The organism is Halomonas sp. hl-4, from assembly GCF_900215475.1.
Classification (GTDB): Bacteria; Pseudomonadota; Gammaproteobacteria; order Pseudomonadales; family Halomonadaceae; genus Vreelandella.
In genome coordinates, this window is the sequence record NZ_LT907845.1 from 2,815,259 (window position 1) to 2,840,826 (window position 25,568).

Sequence of the window (25,568 nt, forward strand, 5' to 3'; positions counted from 1 at the left end):
CGATCGATCTATTACTCGGCATAGCGCTGGAACACCAAGCAGGCATTGGTACCACCAAAGCCAAAGCTATTGGATAGTACGCGGTCAATCGTCACGCCGTCGCGGCGCTCGGTGACGATATCGAAGCCGTCAGCCTGCTCATCAAGTTGCTCTACGTTGGCTGAAGCAGCCACAAAGCCGTGTTGCATCATGAGTAGCGAGTAAACAGCCTCCTGCACGCCCGTGGCGCCCAGCGAGTGGCCGGTGAGTGATTTGGTCGAACTCATGGCCGGTGTTGAGTTGCCGAATACCTCGCGAACTGCTTTGAGCTCGGCGACGTCGCCTACCGGTGTCGAGGTGCCATGGGTATTAATGTAGTCAATATCGCCCTCTACGGTGGCCATGGCTTGACGCATACAGCGTGTTGCCCCCTCGCCAGAAGGCGCGACCATGTCGTGGCCGTCGGAGGTGGCGCCGTAGCCCACCAGCTCACCGTAAATCTTGGCACCGCGTGCCTTGGCATGCTCAAGCTCTTCCATCACCAACATGCCGCCGCCACCTGCAATAACAAAGCCATCGCGGGCTTGGTCATAGGGGCGTGACGCTTTGTCAGGTGCATCGTTGTAGTGAGTTGATAAGGCACCCATGGCGTCAAACAGGCAAGAAAGCGTCCAGTGTTCTTCTTCGCCGCCGCCGGCAAACACCACGTCTTGCTTGCCAAGCTGAATCTGCTCCATCGCACTGCCAATGCAGTGAGCTGATGTGGCGCAGGCTGACGAAATGGAGTAGTTCACGCCTTTGATTTTAAATGGCGTCGCCAAGCAAGCCGACACGGTGCTGCCCATGGTGCGGGTAACGCGGTAAGGGCCGACCCGGCGCAAGCCTTTTTCGCGCATGACATCGGCCGCTTCTACCTGGTTGGCACTGGACGCGCCGCCGGAGCCCGCGATCAGACCGGTTCGCTCGTTGGATACCTGGTCCGCGGACAGACCTGCATCTTCAATGGCCTGGGCCATGGAAATATAAGCATAGGCAGCCGCGTCACCCATGAAGCGCAATAACTTGCGGTCGATGAGCGATTCAAGATCAATATTGACGCTGCCTGCTACTTGGCTGCGAAAGCCGCGTTCAGCGTATTCCTCTTTGAAGCGAATGCCGCTGCGGCCACTTTTAAGTGCTTCCAAGACCTGTCGTTGGTCGTTGCCCAAGCAAGACACAATGCCAAGGCCGGTGACTACCACTCGACGCATGGGAGCCTCCTGTTAAAAATTCGCAGTGGAGGTAAATAGGCCAACGCGCAAATCATTAGCCTGATAGATATCGCGTCCGTCTACTGAGACGGTGCCGTCGGCCATGCCCAGAATCAGCCGACGAGTAATAATACGTTTCATGTTAATACGATAAGTTACTTTTTGCGCGTCTGGAAGTATCTGACCGCTGAATTTCACTTCGCCACAGCCAAGCGCTCGTCCTCGGCCAGGGTGACCCAGCCAACCCAGGTAGAAGCCGACCAGTTGCCACATAGCATCAAGGCCCAGGCAGCCTGGCATTACCGGGTCGCCGGGAAAGTGGCAATCAAAAAACCACAGATCGGGCGTGATATCCAGTTCGGCAATCAACTCGCCTTTGTTGTGCTCGCCGCCTGCTTCATGAATGTGTGTGATGCGGTCAAGCATCAGCATGTTGGGAGCTGGCAGTTGGGCATTGCCCGGGCCAAAAAGTTCGCCGCGCGAGCAGGCCAGCAGTTCTTCGCGATCAAAGGAATGTTGCTTGGTCACTGAGTCGTTCCGATTATCAAGATGGTTGTTGGCCGCGTGCGGCACCTAAAGCCGAGGCATCGCGCCGTACTGGAGTGAAGCACTGAGGCACGGCCCGCAAAGCCTTGCCTAGTCTACTTCCCGAAACCGCTGAATGCACGTAACGCGCTATTATCGGTTGTCGTTACAGATTTTTTATTAGCAGCCGACAGTATAATGAGGCGAATAGTGTAGGGTCGAATGATTGGTTTTGCACACTAAACGACGTATTGGCGTAAGATTGTCTAATCAGACTGTGTACTAGCGGCATAATGAGATGGATCTACTAATTTGTTGGGAGCAGCTTTTAGCTCGTTTTTATAGGATATCGTGAACTCGCATGTGGCTATCCGTTTCGCTTAATCGCCCATTGATTTGGGCGGCGTTGATCGCACTGCCCGCTTGCATCTGGATTCCTGATGCCGCCTTGCGCATGGTCGCGGCGTCAATGGTGACGTTCGGGCTGTGGGATGCGTGGCGTCAGGTTCGTCAGCAACGCCTCCGGCTTCGGTTGTCACAGGATGCGATGGGTCTCGCCAATGATGCAATAGTCATCAGCGACGTTGAGAACCGTGTCATTGCTGTGAACCCTGCGTTCACCGAAATTACCGGCTATGAAAGTCATGAAATGGTGGGACGTAAGCTCGAAACGCTTGCCGCGCCGAGACACGACAAAACGTTTTACCAGCACTACTGGAGCACCCTGAAAAGCACCGGGCGCTGGGAAGGCGAGATGTGGAACCGGCGAAAGCACGGCGATGAGTATCCTGAATGGCTTAAGGTCCGCGCCGTCACCGACAAGCGTGGCAAAATAACCCACTTTATTAGTTTATTTACCGATATATCGGCACAGAAAGCCCGTGAACGTGACCTGCGGCGTATTGGTTATGAAGACCCGCTGACCGGCTTGCCGAACCGGCGCCGGTTGCACGACCTGATGGAGTCGCGCCTGCGTCAACTGCGCGCGGGGGAAAGCCTGGATATCGCCTTGGTGGATATCGACGGGCTTAAGTCGGTGAATGACAGCATGGGCGTTGAGCAGGGCGATCGCCTGCTGGCGCGTTTTGCTCAACGGCTGACCAGCCACATGGCGGGCAGCGTTGTGGGCCGCTTGGGCGGCGATGAATTCATGGTCATTCGCACCACCACCTATGATGATCACGACAAGTGGATCGTCAATCTGCGCGATCACATGAGCAGCCCGTTTGAGATAAACGAGCAGTCGCTGCGGTTGGGCTTGACGATCGGCAGTTGCCGGGCACCAGAAGATGGCCGCGACTCGGGCGTGCTGTTTCAGCGCCTGGAGTCGGCGCTGTATAACGCCAAACGATTAGGGCGAAATCACAGCCTGCGCTTTCGGCCCGCGTTGGATAAACAGGATAATCCCCAACTGGCGTTGGTCAGCGATTTACGCGCCGCACTGGTCTCGGGCGACCAGCTTGAGCTGTATTTCCAGACCCAGCATCACCCCGGCACCGGTGAACTCTTGGGTATGGAAGCCTTGCTGCGCTGGCAGCATCCTCGTGATGGCATGATATCCCCCGGTGAGTTCATTCCTCTGGCGGAGCGCCATGGCTTGATGGCGGAGCTGGGCAGTTGGGTGATTGAAAAAGCCTGTGCGCAGCAGGCGCATTGGGCCAACAGCGAAATGCCAACGTTAACGATGTGGGTGAATATCTCGGCGCTTCAGCTGTTTCAGGGCGATCTTGAAACCTTGCTGGCTACCTGCCTGAAACGCTACCGCTTGACGCCTGCGCACATCGGCTTGGAACTGACCGAATCGGTCTTATTAGATGAGCGTGCAGGGGATATGGGGCCACGCTTAAAAGCGTTGCGCGCCCAAGGTTACGCTATCGCAATTGATGATTTTGGCACAGGTTACTCGTCGCTTGGCTACTTAAAGCGCTTGCCGGTGGACAAGATAAAGCTTGATCGTGCTTTCATTCGTGAACTGCCGGGCGACCAAGCCGATGCCGCCATTGTGAGGGCGGTGCTATCAATGGCCAAAGGACTGTCACTTGGGGTTGTGGCAGAGGGCGTCGAAACCAAGGAGCAGTGCGAGTTCTTGGTCAATGCCGGCTGCAATATGGTACAGGGCTTCTATTTTGCCCGCCCGGTGCCCGCCCACGAACTCGAGCAGCGTCTGCTGCCTAAGGCCCAGTCAAAGGCGCCTGCCATGGCTAAAGCTGGGCCCTAGGCGCGCTGGCGTCAGCATAGCGTTGTTGCCAGCGACGATAATAGGGGCACACAGCGAGGCAAAGGGTTGCCCATATCAGCGCCTGAGCGGGTAGCAGCCAAGGCGCTAAAGAGACATCGGTGAGAGCAGCACCGGCAAAATACGAAAGCGGCCCGCCCAGCGCACCAAGTGCCGCCGCCAGCCAGGGCCATCGCCATAGCCACGCAAGTGAATGATGCACCAGAGTGGCGAATAGCGGCCACAGCATCCACAGCCATAGCGGCAACAGACCGGCGATCAGCGTTCGATCACCAAACATCAGTCCGCCCGTCAGTTTCAGGCCGCCGTCGATTATCAGTCCCAGTAGGGCAAAGGCCGCTACCAAACGCCATTCTCCGGGTTTACCCAAGTACTTCAAATGCAACGCGATCCAGGCGCTGCCGGCAATAGCCGCCACCCAGGAACCGCCTAGTACGCACAGCGTCCAGATCACCTCAAAGCCCAAAGCATTGACGAGCACCGCTATTACCCGCCGCCGTGCGAGCATTACAGCGCTCCGGTCAGGGGCACCGGCTTGGCGGCGGGCTTGGCCAACAGCAAGTGGCAGGTGCCGATTGAGCGCTCAAGGAAGCCACCCTCGCAATAGCAGAGGTAGTAGCGCCACATGCGAATAAAGCGCTCGTCATAGCCCAGCGTATGAATATGCTCTAAGTGGGCCTCGAAGCGGTGTCGCCATTCGCGCAGAGTGCGGGCGTAATGCTGACCGATTTCATCTAGCGACACCATATTTAGCGAGGTCTTGCGCATCAAACTGCTGGCAATGGCGTGGTGGGACGGTAAAAAACCACCAGGGAAAATATAACGTTTGATGAAATCCATATCGCGTTTGGCTTCTTCAAAGCGCTGGTCGCGAATGGTGATTGCCTGGAGCATGGCCTGGCCGTCATGGGTCAGCAGGCTGTCAACTTTGTGCAGGTAGGTATCGAGGTATTGATGGCCAACGGCTTCAATCATTTCAATGGAGATTAACCGGTCAAAACGGCCGGTTAGCTCGCGGTAGTCTTGCTTCAGCAGCGTAATTTGCGCTTCCAGTCCTTCTTCCTGAATACGATTAGCGGTGTAGGCATATTGTTCTTCGGAAATCGTGGTAGTCGTCACCCGACAGCCTCGGGTTTTGGCCGCATGGATGGCAAGCCCGCCCCAGCCTGTGCCAATTTCGAGCAAATGATGCTCGGATTGCACGTCGAGTTTATCGAGCATGATGTCGAGTTTATACGTTGAGGCCTCTTCCAGGCTGGCGTCCGGATAGGGGAAAACGGCGCTGGAGTACATCCAGTGGTGCTGGTCGAGAAAGGTGGCAAACAGGTCGTTGCCAATATCGTAGTGAGCGGCGATATTGCGTTTGGAGCCGGTCAGGCTGTTGCGCTGAAAGCGGTAGGCCCAGCCCATCAACCAGCGCGTCGCGCGCGCACTGCCATTCTCCAGATTGCCATTGACCTGGTCTAAATTAACCGCAAATAGCCGTACCAGGGCGACGAGATCATCGGCATCCCAGTCGTTGTCCATATACGACTCGGCGGCGCCCACGGTGCCGCCAAAGGCCAGTCGCTTCCAGGCCCGCGCATGGCGGATGACCACCGTCACATGCAGATCACCGCCTTGACCCAGGTGATGGCACTGGTTGCCTTCGATCAAGGTGATGTTGCCGCCGGTAAATGCATCCAGTTGAGCAATCAAGCGCTTTTTCAGCCAACGAGTAAGACGGCCCTGGGGTGCGGGTTGAATATTAGGCGGCGTGGAACGCAGGGTCGTCATTTCGAGGTCTCCTTGCGCTTGGGGTGGTTATAAACGGGCACGCGCTTCAGCCATAGCCGCAATGCCTCAAAATGAATGCCGGCAACCGTTTTCAGGCTTATCCATGGCTGGCGCATGAGCGCCGTTAACAGCACCTTGGGGGTGGCGGGAGCTGCTTCCAGAGTTAAAGTGGCGTCGAAATGGCGTTGGCCGTGTTGCCAGTTTTCCATGTGCAGTAACAGCTGGTCGCTCGGCGTGTTAAATCGCCAGCGATAGGTCATGTCCATGGGGTTGAACGGCGAGACGTGCATGGCTTTGTCGAAAGTTGCGTGGTGGCTATGGCGCTTCGCATCGACACGGCAGGCGTAACAGGTGCGCTCTCGCCAGGGCATGTTGGTGACTTCGCCGAGTACCGCCGCTAGCTGGCCTTCGCGGTCGTAGGCGTAGTACATCGACAGTGGGTTGAACATGGCGCCCAGCGTACGCAACTGTGTGAGTACGCAGATGCGACCCTCGGGGGCGCTGCCCAATTGACGTGTCAGCTCCTCGCGTACGGCGGTGGCCAGCGGGCGATCAGTGGGGCCGAGGTAGTCTTCGCGGCGAAAGCGAGCCAGGGCCGGGCCGCGCGCGCTAAACCCTGGCACACGGTCAAATAGCCCCGGCAGTTCGTCCAGATCCAACCAGGCCATCCACAACTGGTAATTAAACGCATGCGCGCGCGGTGTGAAACGACGGTGGCGCAGCGTGCCGCGATAGATACGCGAATGGGGCCTTGTGGTCATCCCGCGTCACTCCCTTGATAGGCATCAAACAGGTCCGTGGTGGGAAGGGCCGTGGGCGCGCTGGGGGGGCTTTGTGCTTCATCGCAACCCAGTGAACGGGCAACGCGCAGCGCGCTCCACACCCCGTCTTCATGAAAACCGTTGCGCCAGTAAGCCCCGCAAAAGTGCGTGCGTCGGGTGGGTGATGAAATCTCGGCGTGGCGCTGTTGTGCGGCCTGCCCGGCCAGGGTGAACTGCGGGTGGGCGTAGGTGTAGCGACCCAGGATCTTGGCCGGATCGATGTTCTGTGAGTCGTTTAGCGTGACACAGAACGTGGTGTCGCTTTCCAGCCGCTGGAGAATATTCATGTTGTAGGTGACCGACACCCGCTCATTGGCGCCGCGGCCATCAAGACGGTAGTTCCAACTGGCCCAGGCGCGTCGGCGACGCGGCAGCAACGAGGTGTCAGTGTGTAATACCACCTCGTTATCCTGATAAGGCATCGCGCCGAGAATCTCGGTTTCCGTCGGCGTGGCGTCGCCGAGCATGGCCAGCGCCTGGTCAGCATGGCAGGCCAGTACTACGTGATCAAAACGCTGGGAGCCTTCAGGTGTCGTGAGCATCACCCCAGTGGCGTGGCGCTCTATCCGGGTAACCGGCGTATTGAGATGAATGCGATCGGCATAAGGCGCGGTGAGTGCTGGGATATAGCGGCGCGAGCCACCCACCAGGGTGTACCACTGCGGCCGATGGTTAACCGATAGCAGGCCATGATTGCGGAAAAAGCGTACAAAAAAGGTCAGCGGAAAGGCGCGCAAGTCACCGATGCTTGCCGACCAGATGGCGGCTCCCATGGGCAGCAGGTAGCGTCGCTGGAAGGCCTGGCCATAGCCGTTCTGGTCCAGGTAGTCACCCAGGGTCATGCCCGGCGCCAGGCGGTCGTTTTCCAGATCACGCGTCGCTTGCTTGTTGAAGCGCATGATATCGGCAAGCAGGCGGTAAAAGGCAGGGTTGAGCACGTTGCGCCGCTGGGCGAACAGCGACGCCAGGGTATGCCCGTTGTATTCGAAATCCACGCTGGTTTCATGCACCGAAAAGCTCATTTCGGTGGCTTGACTGGGCACGCCGAGCGACTCCAGCAGGCTCTGAAAGTGTGGATAGGTCCAATCGTTGAAAACGATAAAGCCGGTGTCGATGGCGTAAGCGTTACCGGCAACCTCGATATCCATGGTCGCGGTGTGTCCGCCCAGCCGTGCGTTGGCTTCGAACAGCGTGACCTCGTGCTGGGCAGAGAGATACCACCCGGCCGCCATGCCGCTGATGCCGCTGCCGATAATGGCGATGCGCTGAGACGCCGCGTTACTCATCAAGAAGCCTCTTGCTTGCGTGTCATGCGCAGACCAATTCGGCGGCGCAGGGCGGGCGGTAAAATGCCCAAAAACTTGACGATGTAGGTAAATCGTCGCGGAAAGTGAATATCTAACCGGCCCTTTACCAAACCTTCGATAATAGCGTCGGCGGCGGCGTCAGCGCTGACCTGCATGGGCATGGGAAAGTCGTTGCGTTCAGTTAAGGGGGTTTTGACGAACCCAGGGTGGATTAGGCTGACATCAATGCCCTCCTGGTCGAGGTCAAGGCGCAGCGATTCCAGGAAGTAGCTGACGGCGGCTTTAGAGGCTCCATAGGCTTCGGCGCGTGGCAGTGGCAGGTAGGCCGAAGCGCTTGAGGTGGCGGCAAGCCGGGCGGGTTTGCCTTCCCGGCGCGCCGATCGCAGTAAAGGTAGCGCGGCTTCCACCCCATACAGGGTGCCGAACAGGTTGGGCGTCAACACCCGCTCGATCAGGTCCATATCAAACTGTTGTGCATTCAGGTATTCGCAAGTGCCAGCGTTAAACAGGGCAAGGTCAAGCGCGCCCAACTGCTCACCAATCTGCTCCCCCGCAGCCAGTACGGCCTGGCGGTCGCTCACATCAAGCGGCAGTGGATAGGCATTAGGGTGGCCGTTGCAAAGGGTGTCCAGTGCCTGCTGGTTGCGAGCACTAAGCACCACCTGGTGGCCCTGGGCAATGAGTTTTTTGGCCAGTGCTTCTCCGATGCCAGAGGTCGCCCCTGTCAGCCAGATGCGCTGGGGCGTCGTCCATGTGCTCATCGTGCTTCTCCTGTGGCGCCCTGCAGGCACGACATCAGGCGTGCGAAGCAAGGGGATCGTTAATCTAGGCGCTGCTTTAACCAACGAATGACGCGGCCCATCAGCGGCAGGTGCTCATACAGCATGGCGCCGGCATCGAAGTAGTCGCGATGCAGTGAAACACGACCATCGTCGGCAAACGTTAGGGCACTGCAGCCATCAACCTCGATAGGACGGCCGCCTGCCAAGCGTGAATGTGCAAAGGTCATTGTCCAGGTAACAAACGCTTGGCTGCCTTGGCGCTGGCGCGTGTGATAAACAAATTGGCAGTGCTCGACGTTTTCGTACATCGCCGCAAAATAGCGCTGAAGCGCACGCTGCCCCTCAATGCGATGCAAGGGGTCACTGAAAACAATGTCCTCAGTATATACCTCGTATAGCTTTTCTGTACAGGTATTGTCTAGTTTATTAAAAAAGGCGCAAAAATTTTCTAGTGCCTTGTCCTGTGACATGACGACTCCCGAGAACGATTAGGCAGGTAAGTGGTTAACGCAGCGTCAGTTTGACAGCGCCTTAAAAGCATCCAGCGCCCGCTGACGCGCCGCTTTGTGATCAACTATCGGGGCAGGATAGTCCAGTTGGGTAAGTAAATCGCGAGGGGGTGCATGGCGAGCCTTGGCTGGCAAGGTGGCAAGTTCGGGTAACCAGTGAGCAATAAACTCGCCGTCCGGGTCGAAACGCGAGGATTGGGTGGTGGGGTTGAAAATGCGAAAATACGGCGCCGCGTCGGTGCCAGTGGAGGCGGCCCATTGCCAGCCGCCGTTGTTGGCGCAAAACTCGCCGTCTACCAGGTGGCGCAGGAAAAACGTTTCACCGCGGCGCCAGTCGATCAGCAAGTGCTTGCTTAAAAACATCGCTGTCACCATACGCAGGCGATTGTGCATCCAGCCGGTAGTGACCAACTGGCGCATGGCAGCGTCGACCAGTGGATAGCCGGTGCGCCCTTCGCACCAGGCTTGAAAGCCTTCTTCGTCATCGCGCCAGACGAGCTGTTGTGTATATGATTGAAACGGCTGGTAGCGGCAAACCTGTGGAAAGCCTACCGCAACGTGCTGATAAAACTCCCGCCAGATAAGTTCACTCACCCAGGTAGTTAACCCCTTATCGCCATCGGCTAAGTGCCCGCCATTCTCACTCATAACGGCTTGCATACATTGGCGGTAGGACATCACCCCCAGCGCCAAGTAAGGTGAAAGCTCGCTGGTGCCACGCACCTTGGGGACATCCCGCTGATCGTTGTAGTGGCGTCCGCGGAAGCGTAAAAACCGTTCCAGACGGTCACTGGCAGCCTGCTCGCCCGCGGGCCATTGATGACCGTCAATGGCAGATTCGCCGAACTCAGGCAGTGCGGGCAGCGGGTCGCTTGGTATATCCAGTGGCGATTGGGCCTCTGGTGTGTCGCGTATCGCCAATTGCTCTTGGGTGATCTGCTTGTGCCAAGCCTTGGCAAACGGTGTGAACACGCCGTAATAATCGCCCTTGCCGGTCAGTAGCGTTCCCGGCGCAAAGGCGACTGCATCATGGTAGCCGTGTGCGGCCATCCCTGCTTGCTTACATGCGTCAAGTACCGCTGCGTCGCGCCGCTGTTCATTAAGCGGATACTCATGATTGAAGTGCAACTGCTCAATTTGATGCTCGCGGGCAACGTCCAGCAAGGCGGCGGGGGCGTCGTCAAAAGAATCGATATCGCGGTGCAGCAGCGGAATATTGAGGCCATCAAGCGCCTCTTTCAGGGCAGTGACGCTACGCATCCAAAAGTCGATCTTATTGATGCCGTGGCCATGTGCCTGCCATTGGGCAACCGAGCGAAGAAATACGGCGACGACCGGTCCTTTCGCCGCGGCGGCAGCCAGCGCGGTGTTATCGTAGATACGCAGGTCGCTGCGCAGCCAAACCAACTGTCGTGACATGGGCACTCCTGCGGGGCGATTAACAAGCGGATGGCCACCGCCGCAGCGGTGGTGTCAGGGTGGTTTTATCAAAGCACGCCTGATTCGCGTAATAACGGCCGCAAGCGGGCGATCGCTTGGGGCAAATCATCGCCCAGCATGTGCACCGGGGTGCCGCGCAGGTCGGCGTCGCGTAGCCTTGCGACCTCGCCGCACACCCCAATGGGCACGTTCAGCGCTGCTGCGGCATCGGGCAGTGCCTGGCGGATATAGTGATCATCTTCCCGCTGGCCGCTGGATAGTAAAACCATTGACGAGTGAAGCCGCGCAACGGCCTGGGGAAGATCTTCAAGCGGTAGAGAATGATCCAGAAGCTGCACTCGGTAGCCTTGCTCGCTGGCCATGAGCGCCGCCATCAACACCCAAAGCGGCCCTGGGTCGTCTGGCATGACATTGAGCAGAATTAATGGGCCGCGGGTGGCTTGGTTCGCATAATGCAGGCGGATGCCGACCTGGCTGCGCAGAAACGCTTCAAAGGTGCGACGCACGAGGGCATCGGGCTCTGCCGCCCATTTGGCTTCTAGCGTTAGCACGACCGGCTGCCAAAGTTCGTTAATGGCCGTGCTCAATGGGTAAAGCGCCAGGCTTTGGTGATAGAACGCTTCAAGCTTGGGCAAGTCGAGCGCTTCGATTATCACCTGCAATTGTTGGCGCTGGCTGACCCAATCGCCGGCGTCCGGAACGGGGGTATCCACGGTGTCGGGCTGATCAAGCAGGTCGGCCACTTGGCTGACCGGCACGCCGCGGTTAAGCCACTGCAAAATACGCTCAATGCGTGTGATGTCATCCTGTGCGTATAGCCGGTGCCCTTTAGGTGTGCGTTGGGGACGAATTAACCCATAACGTCGCTCCCAAGCGCGCAAGGTAACTGAGTTGACACCCGTCAGGCGGGAAACTTCCCGAATCGGATAAAGGGGCGTATCGGGTGGGTGGGTCGCCTTATTGCTCATGGGCGCCAGTGCCTCTTAGTTGTATGCGGAGCCAAGCCGCATGGGCCTATCGTGGTTTGCTGCGGCGGGCGATGTGGTTTGCTATCCATAGCAATTACCTAATATCTAATTAACCGATCAACAATCTTGAATAACTAACGTTCCTTTGTACAACTTGTTGCCCCAAGGTACAACCTTTGCATCCAGCGCATTCGTCATGCTGATGTGCGACCCGTTCAGACCGACCGATCTACTAGCGCTTGAGCTAGATACGTGCCTGAGCGCCACGCCGACTCCACGCGGCTGTGGGTAAAGCTATCGCCGCACAGCGCCAAGCCGCTGTTGCTGTATAGGTATAGCTGGTCATCGGCAGTGCTTGGCTGGGCATATCGCCAACGATGAGCACCACTGGCAATGCGTTTGGGGAGTGTGGCGTCGGCAGGAAAAAGTGATCTAAAGGCGGCCCACAATGCGTCGGCAATTGATTGTGGGTCGTCTTCCAGGTGGCTGTCGCTCCAGTCTAGATGCGCCATCAAACTGAGACTTTCGGGTTGATGTTCGCGCCCCGGTTTTGTCTGGTTGCGTGAGACCAGGCGCAGCGCAGGATGATCGACGTGGGCCATTTGCCAGCCGTGTTCACCACCGGGTGGCAACGGCAGTGGCCCGTCCAGTATCGCCCAGGCTGCCCAGCAGCTGCGTTGCGGACGCGCGTGGCAGGCTTCGGTTAGCGCGCCATCCCAGGGAGTCACCAGCGGCAATGTCTGCGGCGGTGGGGTGGTCAATACAACATGCTGATATGGCCCAGACCAACGTCGCTGCGTATCGACGAGCTGCCAGCCGTTGCGCAAACGTTTTAATTGCTCAATGCGGATCGCAAGGTGCAACGTGCTGCGAGGATGCGTCTGAAAAGTATTCGCTAGGTGGCGAGTGAGGGTGCTCATCTTGGGCGCGCCGGTATAACGAGGCTGGGGATCATGATGCAGCTGCCAGCCGTTTGGACTAGCCTGATAGCTGACGTTCGGCCAGCGGGAGGCGTGTCCCAAAGCGATCCAGGAGGCCAGCGCTTTTTGGAAGGTCGGGTCGCGTGCGGTGAACGCCTGGGCGCCTAAATCTATATCGGCCTGTTCAAGACGCTTGGTGGACATCCGCCCGCCGGGGCCTCGTGCTTTATCAAACAGCGTCACCGCCACGCCCCGCTCTGCCAGCGCATTGGCACAGGCCAGCCCTGCGATGCCGGCGCCTACAATAGCGACGTTAAAAGGCGTGGCAACGGTGCTGCTGTCATGATCGCGTCTCAAGGCTGTTTTCCCAATGTGGCGTACAGGACTGACGCATATTGATGTACAATAAGCTCGGTTTGTAATAGTTTTGTATAAATAATCAGATTTGTAAACCTTATTCGGGCGTATCTAGCCCGCCGATACCAGAGGGAGGAACACCATGCGTGTACTAGTGACCGGCGGTAGCGGTTTTGTCGGCCAGCGACTCTGCCCGGCCTTGATCGCGCAGGGGCATGAGGTGCAGGTGGTTTCCCGTACTCCCCATAAAGTGCGTGATCGCCTACCTGGCAAATGCGATATTCGTGATAGTGTTCAGGCGTTTATCGACTCTCCGCCCGGCGCATTGATTAACTTAGCGGGTGAGTCCATTGCCGCCAAGCGCTGGAGTGAGCATCAGAAAACAGCGCTCATTCGCTCGCGGGTCGAGATAACCGAGCAATTGGTGTCGCTGTGCGAGCAGCTAGGTGAGAACGGCCAGCCGCTGCCCAAAGTCCTCGTTAGTGGTTCCGCGATGGGCTACTACGGTGATCAAGGCGACAAGCGGGTGAATGAAGACACCCCGCCCCATGACGAATTTGCTCACCGACTGTGTGCCCAGTGGGAAGCGGCGGCCAAGCCCATAGAGGCGTTGGGCGTGCGCCTGGCAATTATCCGCACTGGTCTGGTGCTCGGGGCGGATGGTGGCACGCTGCAAAAGATGCTGCCACCGTTCAAACTGGGTTTGGGTGGTCGTTTTGGCGATGGCAAACAGTTTATGCCCTGGATCCATCGCGACGACTTGGTGGCGGCGATTATCTTCTTGCTCAATGACTCACCTTTGTCAGGAGCCTTTAACGGCAGTGCGCCGCATCCCGTTACGAATGCTGAGTTCACCCAAACGCTGGCCAAGCAGCTGCACCGCCCGGCGGTATTGCCTGTGCCCGCCTGTGTATTGAAAGCGGGTTTGGGCGAGATGTCTCAACTGCTGCTGACGGGTGCGGATATGCGCCCTGAGCGCCTTATGGAGGCCGGGTTTATCTTTCAGTATCCGACGCTCGATAAGGCGCTTGCCGCGATCCTTGCGCCTAAGCGAAGCGCTTAAGCGTTTGGGTCAACGGTGATAATCACCCGGACGGCATCAAGCCGCAATCGGGTGTTTTCAATCGCATCGCTGAGTGCCTGGCGTTCCTTTTTCAGGGCGTCAAGCTCTTCGTTGCGCACCGATGGGTTGTGTTCTGCCAGGGCGGCTAAGCGGGCAAGTTCGGCGTCAAGCTGCGCGCGCATTCGCGCCTCAGCGGTTTCTACAATACTCGGTAGTTCGCGTTCGGCTTCGCCTTCGCCTTGAGTGAGTAGCCCGCGAAGCGCGTCGTGGCGACTCTTGATCAAATCCCGCGCCAGGGATTTATTGACCTTTTGCAGGTTTTTACCCAGCCCCGTGAAGGAAATTTTGTCGGTCAGGTTGGCGCCTGACTCATCCAGCAGGACGCGCACCGCCGTTGGCGGCAAAAAGCGATTAAGGTGTAGCGATTTGGGTGCTGGACAATGGGTGCGGAATATCAGCTCGGTCAGTAGTCGCCCGCTGGATATTGCCGGGTGGCCGAGTAACGCAAGCGCGGTGTTGCCCATGGTGCCGTCCAGAATGCGGCCCATCATTTCGCGCAGCAGCGGGTGCTCCCAGGAAAGCCGTTGAACGTCATCCCGGGCGAGTGCCTGATGGCGGTCGAACGTTGCCGAAAACCCTTCCTCGCCTCTCACCAGCCCCGGCAGGCCATCCAGCATATGCTGACCGGGCTGTAGGTAAAGCAGTCCATTGCCAATCTCTTGACTATCCACACCAAAAACATCCAGCGCGCGCTCCACGTAGCGCGGTAGCGCGGCGTCGTCGTCCAGCTCGCGCACCGCGTCAATCACCTGCTGGGCACGCTCAGGGCGGCAGGCATTAAGCTCGAGAAGACGATTACGGCCCGCGTCGCGCTCGGCAAGCTTGGCGATAAACATCTCGCGGGTCTCGGTGATGATTTCAGCGAGCATGTCTTCGTCGAGCAGCGCCTCGGCCAGCGCATCGCCAAAGGCGTCGAATAGGTCGCTACCAATACCGTGGGGCGCGCTGAAGGCATCCATGCCTTCGTGATACCAGCGAAGAAGGCGTTCGCCGGGGCTACCAGCGAACGTCGGGACGTGCATTTCAATGGCGTGGCGCTGGCCGATCCGGTCAAGACGGCCAATGCGCTGTTCCAGTTGGTCGGGATGCTGGGGCATATCCAACATGACGAGGTGACGGCAGAACTGAAAATTGCGCCCTTCGGAGCCAATTTCCGAGCACACCAGCACCTGGCAGCCGTCTTCTTCGTCAGCGAAGGCGGCCGCTGCGCGATCACGTTCGATGAGCGATAAGCCCTCGTGGAATACCGGGGCATGGTAGCCGCCCAGTTCGCGTAGCCCCTCGGCCAAGCCTTCGGCGGTGTCGCGATGGTGGGCAATCACCAACACCTTGTCGTTGGCGAAGCCCGCGTCGCTGTCGTCGCTAAGCTTTTCGAGCAGCCAGTTAACCCGCGGGTCGATATGCCACCAGGGCTCACTGTTAAGCGGGTCGTCGCTGAGTGCCCGGTACGCGGCGTCCGGGTAAATCAGCACGTCTGGATGATCCATGCCGGTTTCTATCAACAGCTCGTCAAGGTAGTCGTCGTCGCGCTCCAGGCGGCGTAGCACACGGCGATAGGCCGACGGCAGATCGAGTGAAGTGAGGTGCAGGCGGCGCTGGGGGAAGCCGCCTACGTGGCGTCGGCTGTTGCGGAACATCACCCGCCCGGTACCGTGGCGGTCGAGCAGTGCCTCGCGTAGCTGGGCGCGGGCGGCGTCTTGCTGATCGGCGCTGGCCTCAAGGTTACACAGCGTGGCCAGTAGCGCTTGGCTGTCGCGGTCATCGGCAACGGCTTCAACGTGGACACGGGCTTCAGGCGCTTTGGGAAGTTCTTCAAGCGCCTCAATGGCACTGGCCACCGCGCCGTAGTGGCGCTCTTCATCCTTGAAACGCGCCAGGTCGTGGTAGCGCTCTGGGTCGAGCAGGCGCAGGCGGGCAAAGTGGCTTTCGATACCCATCTGTTCGGGGGTAGCCGTCAGTAGCAGCAGGCCGGGAATATCGGCCGCCAACTGTTCAACGCACTGATAGCCTGGCCCGCTGCCTTCTCGGTTCCAGTCGAGATGGTGGGCTTCATCGACGATCAGAAGGTCGAAGTGGCTGGCAAGCGCCTGTTCCTGGCGGTGGTTATTGGCAAACAGCCAGCCTTGGCTGGCGAGCACCAACTGGGCATTTTCAAATGGGTTTTCGCTGCCATAGGCTTGGCTTTGTTGCTCATCGAGCAAGCTTACGTTGAGCGAAAAGCGGCGCAGTAGTTCGACCAGCCACTGGTGGGTCAGGCTATCGGGTACCAGGATCAGTGCCCGCTCTGCGCGTCCCGTCAGCAGCAGACGGTGCAGTATCAGCCCGGCTTCGATGGTTTTGCCTAGCCCTACTTCGTCGGCAAGCAGCACGCGTGGTGCATGGCGACGGGCGACTTCATCGGCGATATACAACTGGTGAGGAACGAGATCAATGCGTGGCCCGGCAAAGCCCAGCGCACTGTGCTGTTCAATACGCTGGTGATGATGCAGGGTGCGAAAGCGTAGGTCGAACCAGTCATTGCGATCGACTTGACCGGTGAGCAATCGGTCGCGTGCCTGATCGAACTGCATGGTGTCGGCGAGTTTAGCTTCCGGTAGTTCACGCCGCAGGCCTTGGCTATCATTGCCAACGTAAGTAATCAGGCCGTTGGATGTGTGACTGTCATCGACGATTAATTGCCAGCCGTCGGCCGACACAACGCGGTCGCCAGAGCCGAACATGACGCGGGTCAACGGGGCTTGGCGAGTGTTATAGGTGCGGGTTTCCTGGCTGGCACTGAACAAAATGGTAACGCTACGGGCGTCGCAGTTAAGCACGGTACCGAGCCCAAGCTCGGCTTCGCCGTCGCTAATCCAGCGTTGGCCGGGGGAAAAATCGCTCATGATGCCTCAAGGAAGTCTGCAAAACAGGACGTACGCTGCCGGTCGTGGCGACCAGCAGCAACAGGGCGGGCGATTCTAACGCAAAGGCGCTGGCGGATTAAGGTGTATCGTCGTCAATCCTCCAACCAGCGGTCCAGTTGCGCCTGGGTGAGCTCGCCGACGTGGACGTCAAGGGCGTTGCCGTCGCCGTCGAACAGCACGGTAGTGGGAAGGCCGGGGGCCTCGACGATCGACATCAGCATTTGGCTGGGGTCGCGCAGCGCGTAGCGAAAGCTCAGCTCTTGTTCGTCCAGATAGCGCACAATGGGCAGCAGGTCTTCGCCCTGGTTGGCGACCACGACGCCGACACCTTCGCGTTGGTCAGCGTTGGCAAGCAGCGGCATTTCGCGCAGGCAAGGCGGGCACCAAGTCGCCCACAGATTGACGATAATGCGGTCATGGTCATCCGCCAGTGATGGCATATGCACCGAATTACCGTCGATATCTTCAAGGGTAATGTCGGGCAGGGTTTGCACGCTCAGGTCGCTACCCAGCGGGGAGAGCGTTACCAGTACCAGCCATAGACTTGAGGCCCCGACCAGCAGGGCCATCGCACCGCCCATGGCAATAAGCCGTGAGCGCAGCGTCCAGGCCGTCCATACCAGGCCTGCGGCCAGGCCCCAAAGCCCTTGATAGCCCGGCTGCCAGAGTTTTAGTGCCGTCAGGGGCGCGACGCTGAAGCTTTCGATATGTAGCGCAACGTGGCCAAAGCGGGCGGCGATCAGCCAGACCACCACCAGGCCCAAAAACCAGCGCTGGTGGCGCCGTTGGGGTAGGCCCAGTAAATAGCGCGTGCTGACCAGTAGTGCCAGCGCGCAGGCAATCGCGTAAAGACGAGGCAGTGAAATCAACAGCGGACCAAGGGTAATGGCGTTCATGGTTTTCCCGTTGAGCAGGTACACTGGCGCACCATACCATGGAGCCGGTTATAACGGAGACATCTATGCCTCAAACGACGTTTGATAAACTTCGCACCCTCGCCATTGGTTCGCAGGCGGTGGGTTTAGTGGCCATCATCACCTTGGAAACATGGCTGAATGATGCAGCACGTCCCTGGCAGGGGGGCGTGCTGGCGGCCATGTTGGTAACGGCTCTGAGCATTGCATTGGTGCGGCTTTATCGGCGTAACTTAGCTCGCAAGCGCTGGGCGGAGCGCGTTGAGGACGACCGCGATGCCTAGCGTTGGAAAACGTTGCTTGTATTTTTAGCGTTCCAGTTCCAGATTAAGAGCAGACCCCAGCGTGTATCGATGGGGCGCTAAATCCTACAGGGAGCGATCAATAACATGATGAATAAGCGCATAATAGCCACGGCAGTGGCCGTCTCTTCATTGGCATTGGCCGGTGCGGCTCAGGCTGAGGTCAAAGTGGGCTTTTTAGGGGGCTTTACGGGGGGGATCGAAAGCTTAACACCGCCCATTTTTGATGGCGCTCAGCTAGCGGTAAAACAGATTAATGAGCAGGGCGGCATTCTTGATGGCCAGACGCTGGAAATGCCGTCGGGTGACACCACTTGCTCTGACGCATCGGCGGCTTCGAATGCGGCGGACCGCATGGTGAATTCTGAGGACGTCACCGCCATTGTCGGCGCGCTATGTACCGGTGCCACCATTTCCGCGGCCAACAACGCGGCGATCCCCGGCGATGTCGTCATGGTATCGCCAGCCTCCACCGCGCCTGCGGTCACCGAGCTTGATGACGACGACCTGGTTTTCCGTACCGTGCCTTCCGACGCCTTCCAAGGCGAAATGCTGGCCAAGCTATTAATTGAGAAAGGCATTAACGAAGTCGCCGTGACCTTTGTTAATAACGATTACGGTCAAGGGTTATCCGAGGCGTTCGCCACTACCTTCGAATCAGAAGGTGGTAGCGTGGTGGAAAGCCTTGCCCACGAAGATAACCGTTCCGACTACCGTTCTGAACTGGGTACACTCTCTTCGGCAGGGGTAGAAACCCTGGTGGTGTTGGCGTATGCCGATACTTCCGGTCAAACCGTGCTGCGTCAAGCCGCGGAAAGTGGTGTCTTCACCCAGTACGTCGGGGCCGATGGCATGGTGGGTAACAGCCTTGTCGAAGCCGTGGGTGCTGATGTGCTGGACGGTATGATTGCCACTCGCCCTGGCAGCCCGGACTTACCCGGCACAGATATTTTCATTGAAGCGGCCGAAGCCGAAGACATTGACCCCGAAGCGGTATTTGCCGCTCAGGCCTACGACGCGGCTTTCCTGCTGGCGCTGGCTATTGAGCAAAATGGTAGCGCCGAGCGTGAAGGATTATCCGAGGCTTTACGCGACGTCGCCATGGCGCCGGGCGAAACTATTCTGCCCGGCGAGTGGGAAAAGGCCCTTGAGTTAATTGCAGAGGGTGAAGAGATTAACTACGAAGGCGCGTCAGGTAGCCACGAGTTTGACGACAACGGCGACGTGCCCGGCATCGTAGTGGAAATGACCGTTGAGGATGGCGAGTTTAAACGGGTAGGCGAGCTGGAAGAAGACGAGTTGTAACGCCTTGCTTTGACGCCTACACCGCCCCTGCCATGTGCAGGGGCGGTTTTTTTGCTTAATCGTGGTGCTTAATACGTTCCGGCAGTAAGCCTTTGGGAGCGAAACGTAATACCAGTGTGATCAGCAAACCAATCACCAGGACCCGTGCCTGAAGGGCGCGGCTGTCGATATTGCCGGGGGCTTGCCAATCGAAGGCAAACTCACCGAAGGCCACGGCCAGTTCCATCAAATACAGTGCCAGTGGTTCCGACATGATCCAGATAATATACACCGCGATGGCGCCGAAGATGGTGCCAAGGTTGTTGCCCGGCCCCCCCAAAATCACCATGACCAAAACCAGGAACGTATGGTTGAGCGGTAGGTAACCGTTAGGGTCGAACAGGCTGTTGAAGCTGGCCATCATCCCGCCGCCGACACCCATCAAGATGCAGCCCAGGACAAAAATCTCCAAACGCCGCTTATTGATACTTTTGCCCATGGCGGCCGATGATATTTCATTGTCGCGGATGGCCCGGATCATACGGCCCCAGGGGGCATGGTAAGCGCGGTGAAGCAGAAAGAAGATGGCGGCAATAATCACCGCTGTTAGCGAAAGGTATACCGCTCGTGACAGGGTGAAGCCTAAATCCGCCGGTCCCGGCGTTGGCCAAGGGAGTGGCGAGACGGTAGCGGTCCCGCGGGTTAGCCAGTCTGAATTTTTCAAAAACGCCTTAATGATCTCGGCGATGCCAAGCGTAGCAATGGCGAGATAGTCGCTGCGCAAGCCCAGGCAAACATGACCGATAAAGTAGCCAACGCCACCGGCTAACGCGCCGCCCATGATCCAGCCTGACCAGGCCGGTAAGCCCAGCCCGCCGATGAAGCCTGCCTGGGATTCAATATCGGCGGTAACGTCGCGCAACAGGCTGATGACGACCAAGTACAGTACAACCGCGAGCAGCACCACGAATACCGTGCGAACCCGCTTGGGAACGCCTAGCCGAGTTAACTTGGTCGCCGCCACTACCAGCAGGGTCGCACCTAACGCATAGAGCAGTACTTTGCCTAGCTCTGCGGGTAGCTCGGTTTCCCAAAACGCGTCATTGACCGGCACGCTAAACAGCATGGCGCTGACGCCGCCCAGGGCAACAAACCCCATCACGCCGGCATTGAACTGCCCCGCATAGCCCCACTGAATCGTCAGCCCCAACGCCAGGACGGCGTAACATGCGGCCTCCACCAGCATGCGCGTGCTATAGGCGGGGCCCATGACGGCATAAACGCCGACAATAGTGATCAGTAGAACGCCAAACAGACAAAGCTCGCGCAGCGGCAGGCGCGATGTCTTGGGCGTCGCATCCTGCGGGGTGTAGTTGTTATCAGCCATCAGATCACCTTGCCTTTGAAGATGCCGGTAGGACGCCAAACTAGAATGGCGACCAGTATGAAGAACGGCACCACGATTTTATATTCGCTCCCCACGAAGGCTAAATTGGACGGTAAGTCGAGCCAGGTGGGCAAGCTGTCGCGGAAGGGGCGCAGCAAGACGGCCCAGTTAAAGATTGCCAGCGTTTCGGCAAAGCCCACTACGAAGCCGCCCGCAACGGCACCGTATGGATGGCCTACACCCCCGACAATGGCGGCCGCGAAAATCGGCAGCAGCAGGAAGAAGCTGAGGTCGGGTTTGAACGTTACATCCAGCGACAGCAGAGTGCCCGCAATGGCGGCAAGCCCGCCGGCAATCACCCAGGTTACAGCGACAATCGTATTGGTGTTGATGCCCGAGGCCTGGGCCAACTCTGGGTTATCTGACATTGCCCGCATGGCTTTGCCAAGCCGCGAACGGCTTAAAAATAGATGCAAGGCGATGACGGCGACCAGAGTGATTACGAACAGGTAAATCTGCGGTTCGGTAATCACAATCGGCACACTTACCTCTTCAAACGGCAGCAGCCGAAAGATCGACTTGCGATCGTCAACGTACAAGCCTTGGCCGCTCGTGCCGGCAAACAGGCGAATCAGCCCCTGGAGTATCAGCGTGACCCCAAGCGAAGCGATGACCATGACGATGGGCTTAACGCCATGGGCGCGCAACGGCTTGTAGAACGCTTTATCAATACCCACCGCAAGGCAGGCAGTCAGCAGCATGGCAATAGGTAACATGACGATCGCCGTGGGTACGCCGAGGCTCATGCCGACACATGGAAAGGCCGTGGTGAGTATCAGTACCATAAACGCACCGAAGGTCATCATGTCGGCGTGGGCAAAGTGGGCAAAGCGCATGATGCTGAAAACCAGCGTGACGCCGATCGCCCCGATGGCATAGATGGCACCGGTCACACTGCCGGCAATCACCACATTGTTAATAAAGAAAACCAGTTCATTCACGTTATTGTCCCCTGGGCTAGCCGCCCAAAAAGCTTTTAGCCACGTCTGGATCGGCAAGTAGCGCCGCGCCGGTGTCGGTAAAGCGGTTCTGGCCCGCTGCCAATACAAAACCTTTATCGGCAATGGCAAGTGCTTGCTTGGCGTTTTGTTCGACCATCAGGATGCCGACCCCGGCCGCGTTGATGTGCTTAACGCGGTCAAAAATCTCATTCATGTAGAGCGGTGAAAGTCCGGCGGTGGGTTCGTCCAGCAGTAGTATGCTGGGCTCGGCCATAAGTGCCCGGCCCATGGCGACCATTTGCCGCTGGCCGCCGGACAGTTCGCCTGCCGGCTGCCGACGCTTTTCATGCAGGGGCGGAAAGAACTCGTAGACTTGGCCCAGCATGCGCTTAACATTCTGCGGCTTGAGAAAGGCCCCCATCTCCAGATTTTCCTGCACGGTGAGGCTGGGGAAAACATTTTTTTCCTGGGGCACAAAACCCATGCCGCGTTCGACGAGCTGGTTGGGCGCCAGGTTTTGTATGGGAGCCCCGTGGAGCAAAATGTCGCCCTGATTAACGTGCAGGAGCCCGAAGATGGCTTTCAGCAGAGTGGATTTGCCCGCCCCGTTCGGACCTACAATCACCCCGACTTCGTTGGCCTCCAGCGACATGTTTACGCCGTTGAGGATGTTCATGCTGCCATAGCCGCCATAGACGTCGCGTGCTTCGATTAAAGGCATGGTGAAAAAATCTCTATTGTGTTGCCACCTGGGTGGTCGTGGCGTTTATATAAGCATGCTAACGTCATCCGTCACGCTGCCCCGGCGCCGAAATAGGCTTCAATAACCTCGGGGTTGTTTTGGATATCCTGGATATGGCCTTCTACCATGACCTGACCCTGGGCAAGCACGATGACCGGGTCGCAGAGGCGGGCGATCATGTCCATGTCATGCTCAATGACCAGGAAGGTGTAGCCCATTTCGCGATTGAGGCGCTCAATGTTACCGATTAGGTCGCCGAGCAAGGTGCGGTTGACCCCGGCGGCAATTTCATCGAGCAGCACGACCTTGGCGTTGGTCATCATCGTGCGGCCCAGTTCCAGCAGTTTCTTCTGCCCACCGGATAGATTGCCCGCTAGCTCGTTGCGCACGTGGTGGAGGCCTACAAAGTCGATCACCTCCAGCGCCCGGCGGCGGACCTCGGCTTCTTCGCGTCGCACCAAGCCTGGTTTGAACCAGGTGGTGAACAGGTTTTCACCCGCTTGGTTTGGCGGCACCATCATCAAATTTTCCAGAGCACTCATTTGGCTGAATTCATGAGCTATCTGAAAAGTCCGCAACAGCCCTTTGTGGAAACGCTGGTCGGCGCTGAGGGCGGTAATGTCTTCGCCTTCTAGTAAGATACGTCCGCTATCGGGCTGTAATGCGCCCGCCATTAAGTTGAATAGCGTCGACTTGCCCGCGCCGTTAGGGCCGATCATACCGGTGATCGAGCCTTTCTCAACGCGGATAGAGCAGTTATCAATGACTTGTAGGCCACCAAAGGCTTTGTTGACCTGCTGAACCTCAATAAGCGGGGTCATGGGCTTCCTCATCTGCTAGGCAAGGCGGTGACCGCCTAGTTGTCAGTCGCGGAGACGCTATGGGTAAGGCGCTTCCGTCGGGCAGGCGTGAAGAGTCGATCACGATCCAAACGCTTGTGTGAATCCGATAATAGAATAACCCCCTGTGCTAGGGATAGCGCTACTTTGCGCTACCCCTAGCCTGCTTTCCAGAGAGAGACCGTTAAGGTTGCGTTGGGGGGAGATGCTTGGCAAACGCACGGGGATCACATGGCGGGCTGGCGCCTAGCCATAAAAAAGCCCGCATTTCAGCGGGCGTCGGATGCTTAATTCTTGTTGGAGCGTTTGCGCTCGTTTTCCTTGAGCAGCTTCTTGCGTAGACGAATATGGCTTGGCGTCACTTCCACCAGCTCATCAGAGTCCAGGAACTCGATAGCCTGCTCCAGGGTGAAGTTGATCGGCGGCGTCAGCACGATGTTTTCATCGTTACCCGTTGAGCGCATGTTATCCAGTTTTTTGCCCTTGGTCGGGTTAACCACCATGTCGTTGGCACGGTTGTTAATGCCGATCAGCATGCCCTCGTAGACTTCAGTGGCGTGATCGATGATCAACTTGCCGCGCTCCTGAAGAGTGTAAAGCGCGTAGGCGAGTGCCTTGCCATCAACCATTGACACCATTACGCCGTTACGCCGCTCGATGGAGGCATCGGGCTTCAGTGGGCCGTAGTGGTCAAAGCGACTGGTCAGAATGCCGGTACCGGAAGTCAGGGTTAGGAACTGACCACGGAAGCCGATCAGCCCGCGGGCAGGAATAATGAAATCCAAGCGAACGCGGCCTTTGCCATCCGGGTTCATGTTGGTCAACTCGCCCTTGCGATAGCCGAGCTCTTCCATGATGGCGCCCTGGTGCTGCTCTTCACAATCGATGATGACCTCTTCGTAGGGCTCCTGCTTCTCACCGTCGATTTCCTTGATGATCACTTCAGGACGGCCAACGGCCAGCTCGAAACCTTCGCGGCGCATGGTCTCGATGAGTACCGAAAGGTGTAGCTCGCCACGCCCGGAGACTTTGAATTTTTCCGGCGTTTCGCCCTGTTCAACCCGCAGCGCGACGTTGTGAATCAGCTCTTGTTCCAGGCGATCTTTGATATTACGGCTGGTGACGAACTTGCCGTCTCTACCGGCGAATGGCGAATCGTTGACCTGGAAGGTCATGGACACGGTGGGTTCGTCAACGGTCAGTGGCGGCAGCGCTTCGACGTTGTTGACGTCGCACAGGGTATCGGAGATCGCCAGGTTTTCGATGCCAGTGATGCAGATGATATCGCCAGCGGTGGCTTCGTCGGTTTGTACCCGCTCAAGGCCCATGTGGGTCATGACCTGGCCAATCTTGCCTTTGCGTGACTGACCTTCTTTGGTCACGACGGTAATTTGCTGGTTGGGCTTGACGCTGCCGCGGGAAATACGGCCTAGCCCGATAACGCCTACATAGCTATTGTAATCCAGCGCTGAAATTTGCATCTGGAATGTGCCGTCGATCTCGACCTTGGGCGCATCGACGATATCGACGATGGACTGGAACATGGGGGTCATGTCGTCAGCCAGCTCTTCAGGGTCGGGGCCTGCAATACCGTTGAGCGCCGAACAGTAGATAATCGGGAAGTCGAGCTGCTCGTCGGAAGCGCCCAGGTTATCGAACAGGTCGAAAATCTGGTCGATCACCCAGTCGGGCCGTGCGCCCGGGCGGTCAATTTTGTTAACCACCACAATAGGCTTCAGGCCGCGGTCAAAGGCTTTTTGAGTAACAAAGCGGGTTTGCGGCATCGGGCCGTCAACGGCGTCAACGAGAAGCAACACTGAATCCACCATCGACATCACGCGCTCAACTTCACCACCGAAGTCGGCGTGCCCAGGCGTGTCCACGATATTGATGTGGTAGTCAGTGCCGTTGCCATCTTGCCATTTAATTGCCGTATTTTTGGCCAGGATAGTAATGCCACGTTCCTTCTCCTGGTCATTAGAGTCCATAATCCGCTCTTGACCTTCGGCTTTACGGTCGAGCGTTCCGGACTGGCTTAGCAATTTGTCGACCAAGGTAGTTTTACCGTGGTCAACGTGGGCGATAATGGCAATGTTGCGAAGATTCTCGATCACGACGCGATCCTGCTAGAAAAATAGGGCGGCATTATAGGGTCTGGGTGCGGTCGACTACCAGCATTGTATTGTGCAAAGCGTCAAGGCAT

22 protein-coding genes are annotated in these 25,568 nt (G+C 57.9%); 4 read left to right on the forward strand and 18 right to left on the reverse strand.

Annotated features, from left to right (window positions below; translation table 11 throughout):
- Positions 1-11: 11 nt before the first annotated feature.
- Both fabB and fabA read right to left on the reverse strand, forming a co-directional pair.
- Positions 12-1,229 carry a beta-ketoacyl-ACP synthase I gene (gene fabB, locus CPH17_RS13325; protein ID WP_074397904.1) on the reverse strand — a complete coding sequence of 406 codons (1,218 nt, stop codon included), beginning with the start codon at positions 1,227-1,229 and terminating at the stop codon, positions 12-14.
- A gap of 12 nt (positions 1,230-1,241) precedes the next feature.
- A complete protein-coding gene (fabA, locus tag CPH17_RS13330; protein WP_074397902.1) occupies positions 1,242-1,757 on the reverse strand; it encodes a 3-hydroxyacyl-[acyl-carrier-protein] dehydratase FabA in 516 nt (171 codons plus the stop codon).
- Between the two features lie 358 nt (positions 1,758-2,115).
- On the opposite strand from fabA, the gene CPH17_RS13335 reads away from it, so the two are divergent.
- Positions 2,116-3,972 carry a putative bifunctional diguanylate cyclase/phosphodiesterase gene (locus CPH17_RS13335; protein WP_096299840.1) on the forward strand — a complete coding sequence of 619 codons (1,857 nt, stop codon included), beginning with the start codon at positions 2,116-2,118 and terminating at the stop codon, positions 3,970-3,972.
- Here CPH17_RS13335 and CPH17_RS13340 read toward each other — a convergent pair.
- The 9 genes from CPH17_RS13340 to CPH17_RS13380 all read right to left on the reverse strand — a co-directional run bounded on the left by CPH17_RS13340 (position 3,956) and on the right by CPH17_RS13380 (position 12,870).
- Positions 3,956-4,498 carry a DUF2878 family protein gene (locus CPH17_RS13340; protein WP_074397900.1) on the reverse strand — a complete coding sequence of 181 codons (543 nt, stop codon included), beginning with the start codon at positions 4,496-4,498 and terminating at the stop codon, positions 3,956-3,958. The two genes, CPH17_RS13335 and CPH17_RS13340, sit on opposite strands and share 17 nt — an antisense overlap.
- Positions 4,498-5,766 carry an SAM-dependent methyltransferase gene (locus CPH17_RS13345; protein WP_096299842.1) on the reverse strand — a complete coding sequence of 423 codons (1,269 nt, stop codon included), beginning with the start codon at positions 5,764-5,766 and terminating at the stop codon, positions 4,498-4,500. The genes CPH17_RS13340 and CPH17_RS13345 overlap by 1 nt, the downstream gene beginning before the upstream one ends.
- On the reverse strand, positions 5,763-6,527 hold the full coding sequence (locus tag CPH17_RS13350) for a DUF1365 domain-containing protein (protein WP_096299844.1): 765 nt from the start codon (positions 6,525-6,527) through the stop codon (positions 5,763-5,765). The genes CPH17_RS13345 and CPH17_RS13350 overlap by 4 nt, the downstream gene beginning before the upstream one ends.
- Entirely contained in the window at positions 6,524-7,873 is a 1,350-nt protein-coding gene (locus tag CPH17_RS13355; protein ID WP_096299846.1) for an NAD(P)/FAD-dependent oxidoreductase, read from the reverse strand. Before CPH17_RS13355 ends, CPH17_RS13350 begins: the two co-directional genes overlap by 4 nt.
- The gene (locus tag CPH17_RS13360; protein ID WP_074397893.1) at positions 7,873-8,655 is read right to left on the reverse strand and encodes an SDR family NAD(P)-dependent oxidoreductase; all 783 of its coding nucleotides are present in this window, start codon (positions 8,653-8,655) and stop codon (positions 7,873-7,875) included. The genes CPH17_RS13355 and CPH17_RS13360 overlap by 1 nt, the downstream gene beginning before the upstream one ends.
- A 59-nt stretch (positions 8,656-8,714) precedes the next feature.
- A complete protein-coding gene (locus CPH17_RS13365) occupies positions 8,715-9,146 on the reverse strand; it encodes a nuclear transport factor 2 family protein (protein WP_074397891.1) in 432 nt (143 codons plus the stop codon).
- 45 nt (positions 9,147-9,191) lie between these two features.
- Complete coding sequence (gene phrB, locus CPH17_RS13370) at positions 9,192-10,604, reverse strand: deoxyribodipyrimidine photo-lyase (protein ID WP_096299848.1); 1,413 nt, start codon at positions 10,602-10,604, stop codon at positions 9,192-9,194.
- 68 nt (positions 10,605-10,672) lie between these two features.
- Positions 10,673-11,593, reverse strand: coding sequence for a MerR family transcriptional regulator (locus CPH17_RS13375; RefSeq protein WP_172898699.1), 921 nt, complete (start codon positions 11,591-11,593; stop codon positions 10,673-10,675).
- A gap of 215 nt (positions 11,594-11,808) precedes the next feature.
- Positions 11,809-12,870, reverse strand: coding sequence for an NAD(P)/FAD-dependent oxidoreductase (locus CPH17_RS13380; protein ID WP_096299853.1), 1,062 nt, complete (start codon positions 12,868-12,870; stop codon positions 11,809-11,811).
- A 142-nt stretch (positions 12,871-13,012) separates the two neighbouring features.
- On the opposite strand from CPH17_RS13380, the gene CPH17_RS13385 reads away from it, so the two are divergent.
- A complete protein-coding gene (locus CPH17_RS13385) occupies positions 13,013-13,933 on the forward strand; it encodes a TIGR01777 family oxidoreductase (RefSeq protein ID WP_096299855.1) in 921 nt (306 codons plus the stop codon).
- Here the strand turns inward: CPH17_RS13385 and rapA are convergent.
- Positions 13,930-16,875, reverse strand: coding sequence for an RNA polymerase-associated protein RapA (gene rapA / locus CPH17_RS13390; protein WP_096299857.1), 2,946 nt, complete (start codon positions 16,873-16,875; stop codon positions 13,930-13,932). The genes CPH17_RS13385 and rapA overlap by 4 nt on opposite strands.
- A 113-nt stretch (positions 16,876-16,988) precedes the next feature.
- Positions 16,989-17,792, reverse strand: a complete 804-nt coding sequence (locus CPH17_RS13395) for a redoxin family protein (RefSeq protein WP_096300953.1) — start codon at positions 17,790-17,792, stop codon at positions 16,989-16,991.
- 65 nt (positions 17,793-17,857) lie between these two features.
- On the opposite strand from CPH17_RS13395, the gene CPH17_RS13400 reads away from it, so the two are divergent.
- Together CPH17_RS13400 and CPH17_RS13405 are read left to right on the forward strand one after the other, a co-directional pair.
- The gene (locus tag CPH17_RS13400; RefSeq protein ID WP_096299859.1) at positions 17,858-18,094 is read left to right on the forward strand and encodes a hypothetical protein; all 237 of its coding nucleotides are present in this window, start codon (positions 17,858-17,860) and stop codon (positions 18,092-18,094) included.
- 105 nt (positions 18,095-18,199) lie between these two features.
- Complete coding sequence (locus tag CPH17_RS13405; RefSeq protein WP_074397880.1) at positions 18,200-19,417, forward strand: ABC transporter substrate-binding protein; 1,218 nt, start codon at positions 18,200-18,202, stop codon at positions 19,415-19,417.
- Positions 19,418-19,472: 55 nt separating this feature from the next.
- Here the strand turns inward: CPH17_RS13405 and CPH17_RS13410 are convergent, their stop codons facing one another.
- From CPH17_RS13410 to typA, 5 genes are all read right to left on the reverse strand, one after another.
- On the reverse strand, positions 19,473-20,783 hold the full coding sequence (locus tag CPH17_RS13410) for a branched-chain amino acid ABC transporter permease (RefSeq protein WP_096299861.1): 1,311 nt from the start codon (positions 20,781-20,783) through the stop codon (positions 19,473-19,475).
- A complete protein-coding gene (locus CPH17_RS13415) occupies positions 20,783-21,784 on the reverse strand; it encodes a branched-chain amino acid ABC transporter permease (RefSeq protein ID WP_096299863.1) in 1,002 nt (333 codons plus the stop codon). Before CPH17_RS13415 ends, CPH17_RS13410 begins: the two co-directional genes overlap by 1 nt.
- Before the next feature lie 16 nt (positions 21,785-21,800).
- Positions 21,801-22,505: an ABC transporter ATP-binding protein gene (locus CPH17_RS13420; protein WP_096299865.1), complete on the reverse strand. Its 705-nt coding sequence runs from the start codon at positions 22,503-22,505 to the stop codon at positions 21,801-21,803.
- A gap of 71 nt (positions 22,506-22,576) precedes the next feature.
- The gene (locus tag CPH17_RS13425; RefSeq protein ID WP_096299868.1) at positions 22,577-23,347 is read right to left on the reverse strand and encodes an ABC transporter ATP-binding protein; all 771 of its coding nucleotides are present in this window, start codon (positions 23,345-23,347) and stop codon (positions 22,577-22,579) included.
- A 305-nt stretch (positions 23,348-23,652) separates the two neighbouring features.
- Positions 23,653-25,479: a translational GTPase TypA gene (typA, locus tag CPH17_RS13430; RefSeq protein WP_074397871.1), complete on the reverse strand. Its 1,827-nt coding sequence runs from the start codon at positions 25,477-25,479 to the stop codon at positions 23,653-23,655.
- Positions 25,480-25,568: the final 89 nt, after the last annotated feature.

Bases quoted from the DNA above. Each gene is read 5' to 3' on its own strand.
- fabB (WP_074397904.1), bottom strand. From the start codon at position 1,229: ATGCGTCGAGTGGTAGTCACCGGCCTTGGCATTGTGTCTTGCTTGGGC.
- CPH17_RS13335 (WP_096299840.1), top strand. From the start codon at position 2,116: ATGTGGCTATCCGTTTCGCTTAATCGCCCATTGATTTGGGCGGCGTTG.
- CPH17_RS13340 (WP_074397900.1), bottom strand. From the start codon at position 4,498: ATGCTCGCACGGCGGCGGGTAATAGCGGTGCTCGTCAATGCTTTGGGC.
- CPH17_RS13345 (WP_096299842.1), bottom strand. From the start codon at position 5,766: ATGACGACCCTGCGTTCCACGCCGCCTAATATTCAACCCGCACCCCAG.
- CPH17_RS13350 (WP_096299844.1), bottom strand. From the start codon at position 6,527: ATGACCACAAGGCCCCATTCGCGTATCTATCGCGGCACGCTGCGCCAC.
- CPH17_RS13355 (WP_096299846.1), bottom strand. From the start codon at position 7,873: ATGAGTAACGCGGCGTCTCAGCGCATCGCCATTATCGGCAGCGGCATC.
- CPH17_RS13360 (WP_074397893.1), bottom strand. From the start codon at position 8,655: ATGAGCACATGGACGACGCCCCAGCGCATCTGGCTGACAGGGGCGACC.
- CPH17_RS13365 (WP_074397891.1), bottom strand. From the start codon at position 9,146: ATGTCACAGGACAAGGCACTAGAAAATTTTTGCGCCTTTTTTAATAAA.
- phrB (WP_096299848.1), bottom strand. From the start codon at position 10,604: ATGTCACGACAGTTGGTTTGGCTGCGCAGCGACCTGCGTATCTACGAT.
- CPH17_RS13375 (WP_172898699.1), bottom strand. From the start codon at position 11,593: ATGAGCAATAAGGCGACCCACCCACCCGATACGCCCCTTTATCCGATT.
- CPH17_RS13385 (WP_096299855.1), top strand. From the start codon at position 13,013: ATGCGTGTACTAGTGACCGGCGGTAGCGGTTTTGTCGGCCAGCGACTC.
- rapA (WP_096299857.1), bottom strand. From the start codon at position 16,875: ATGAGCGATTTTTCCCCCGGCCAACGCTGGATTAGCGACGGCGAAGCC.
- CPH17_RS13395 (WP_096300953.1), bottom strand. From the start codon at position 17,792: ATGAACGCCATTACCCTTGGTCCGCTGTTGATTTCACTGCCTCGTCTT.
- CPH17_RS13400 (WP_096299859.1), top strand. From the start codon at position 17,858: ATGCCTCAAACGACGTTTGATAAACTTCGCACCCTCGCCATTGGTTCG.
- CPH17_RS13405 (WP_074397880.1), top strand. From the start codon at position 18,200: ATGATGAATAAGCGCATAATAGCCACGGCAGTGGCCGTCTCTTCATTG.
- CPH17_RS13410 (WP_096299861.1), bottom strand. From the start codon at position 20,783: ATGGCTGATAACAACTACACCCCGCAGGATGCGACGCCCAAGACATCG.
- CPH17_RS13420 (WP_096299865.1), bottom strand. From the start codon at position 22,505: ATGCCTTTAATCGAAGCACGCGACGTCTATGGCGGCTATGGCAGCATG.
- CPH17_RS13425 (WP_096299868.1), bottom strand. From the start codon at position 23,347: ATGACCCCGCTTATTGAGGTTCAGCAGGTCAACAAAGCCTTTGGTGGC.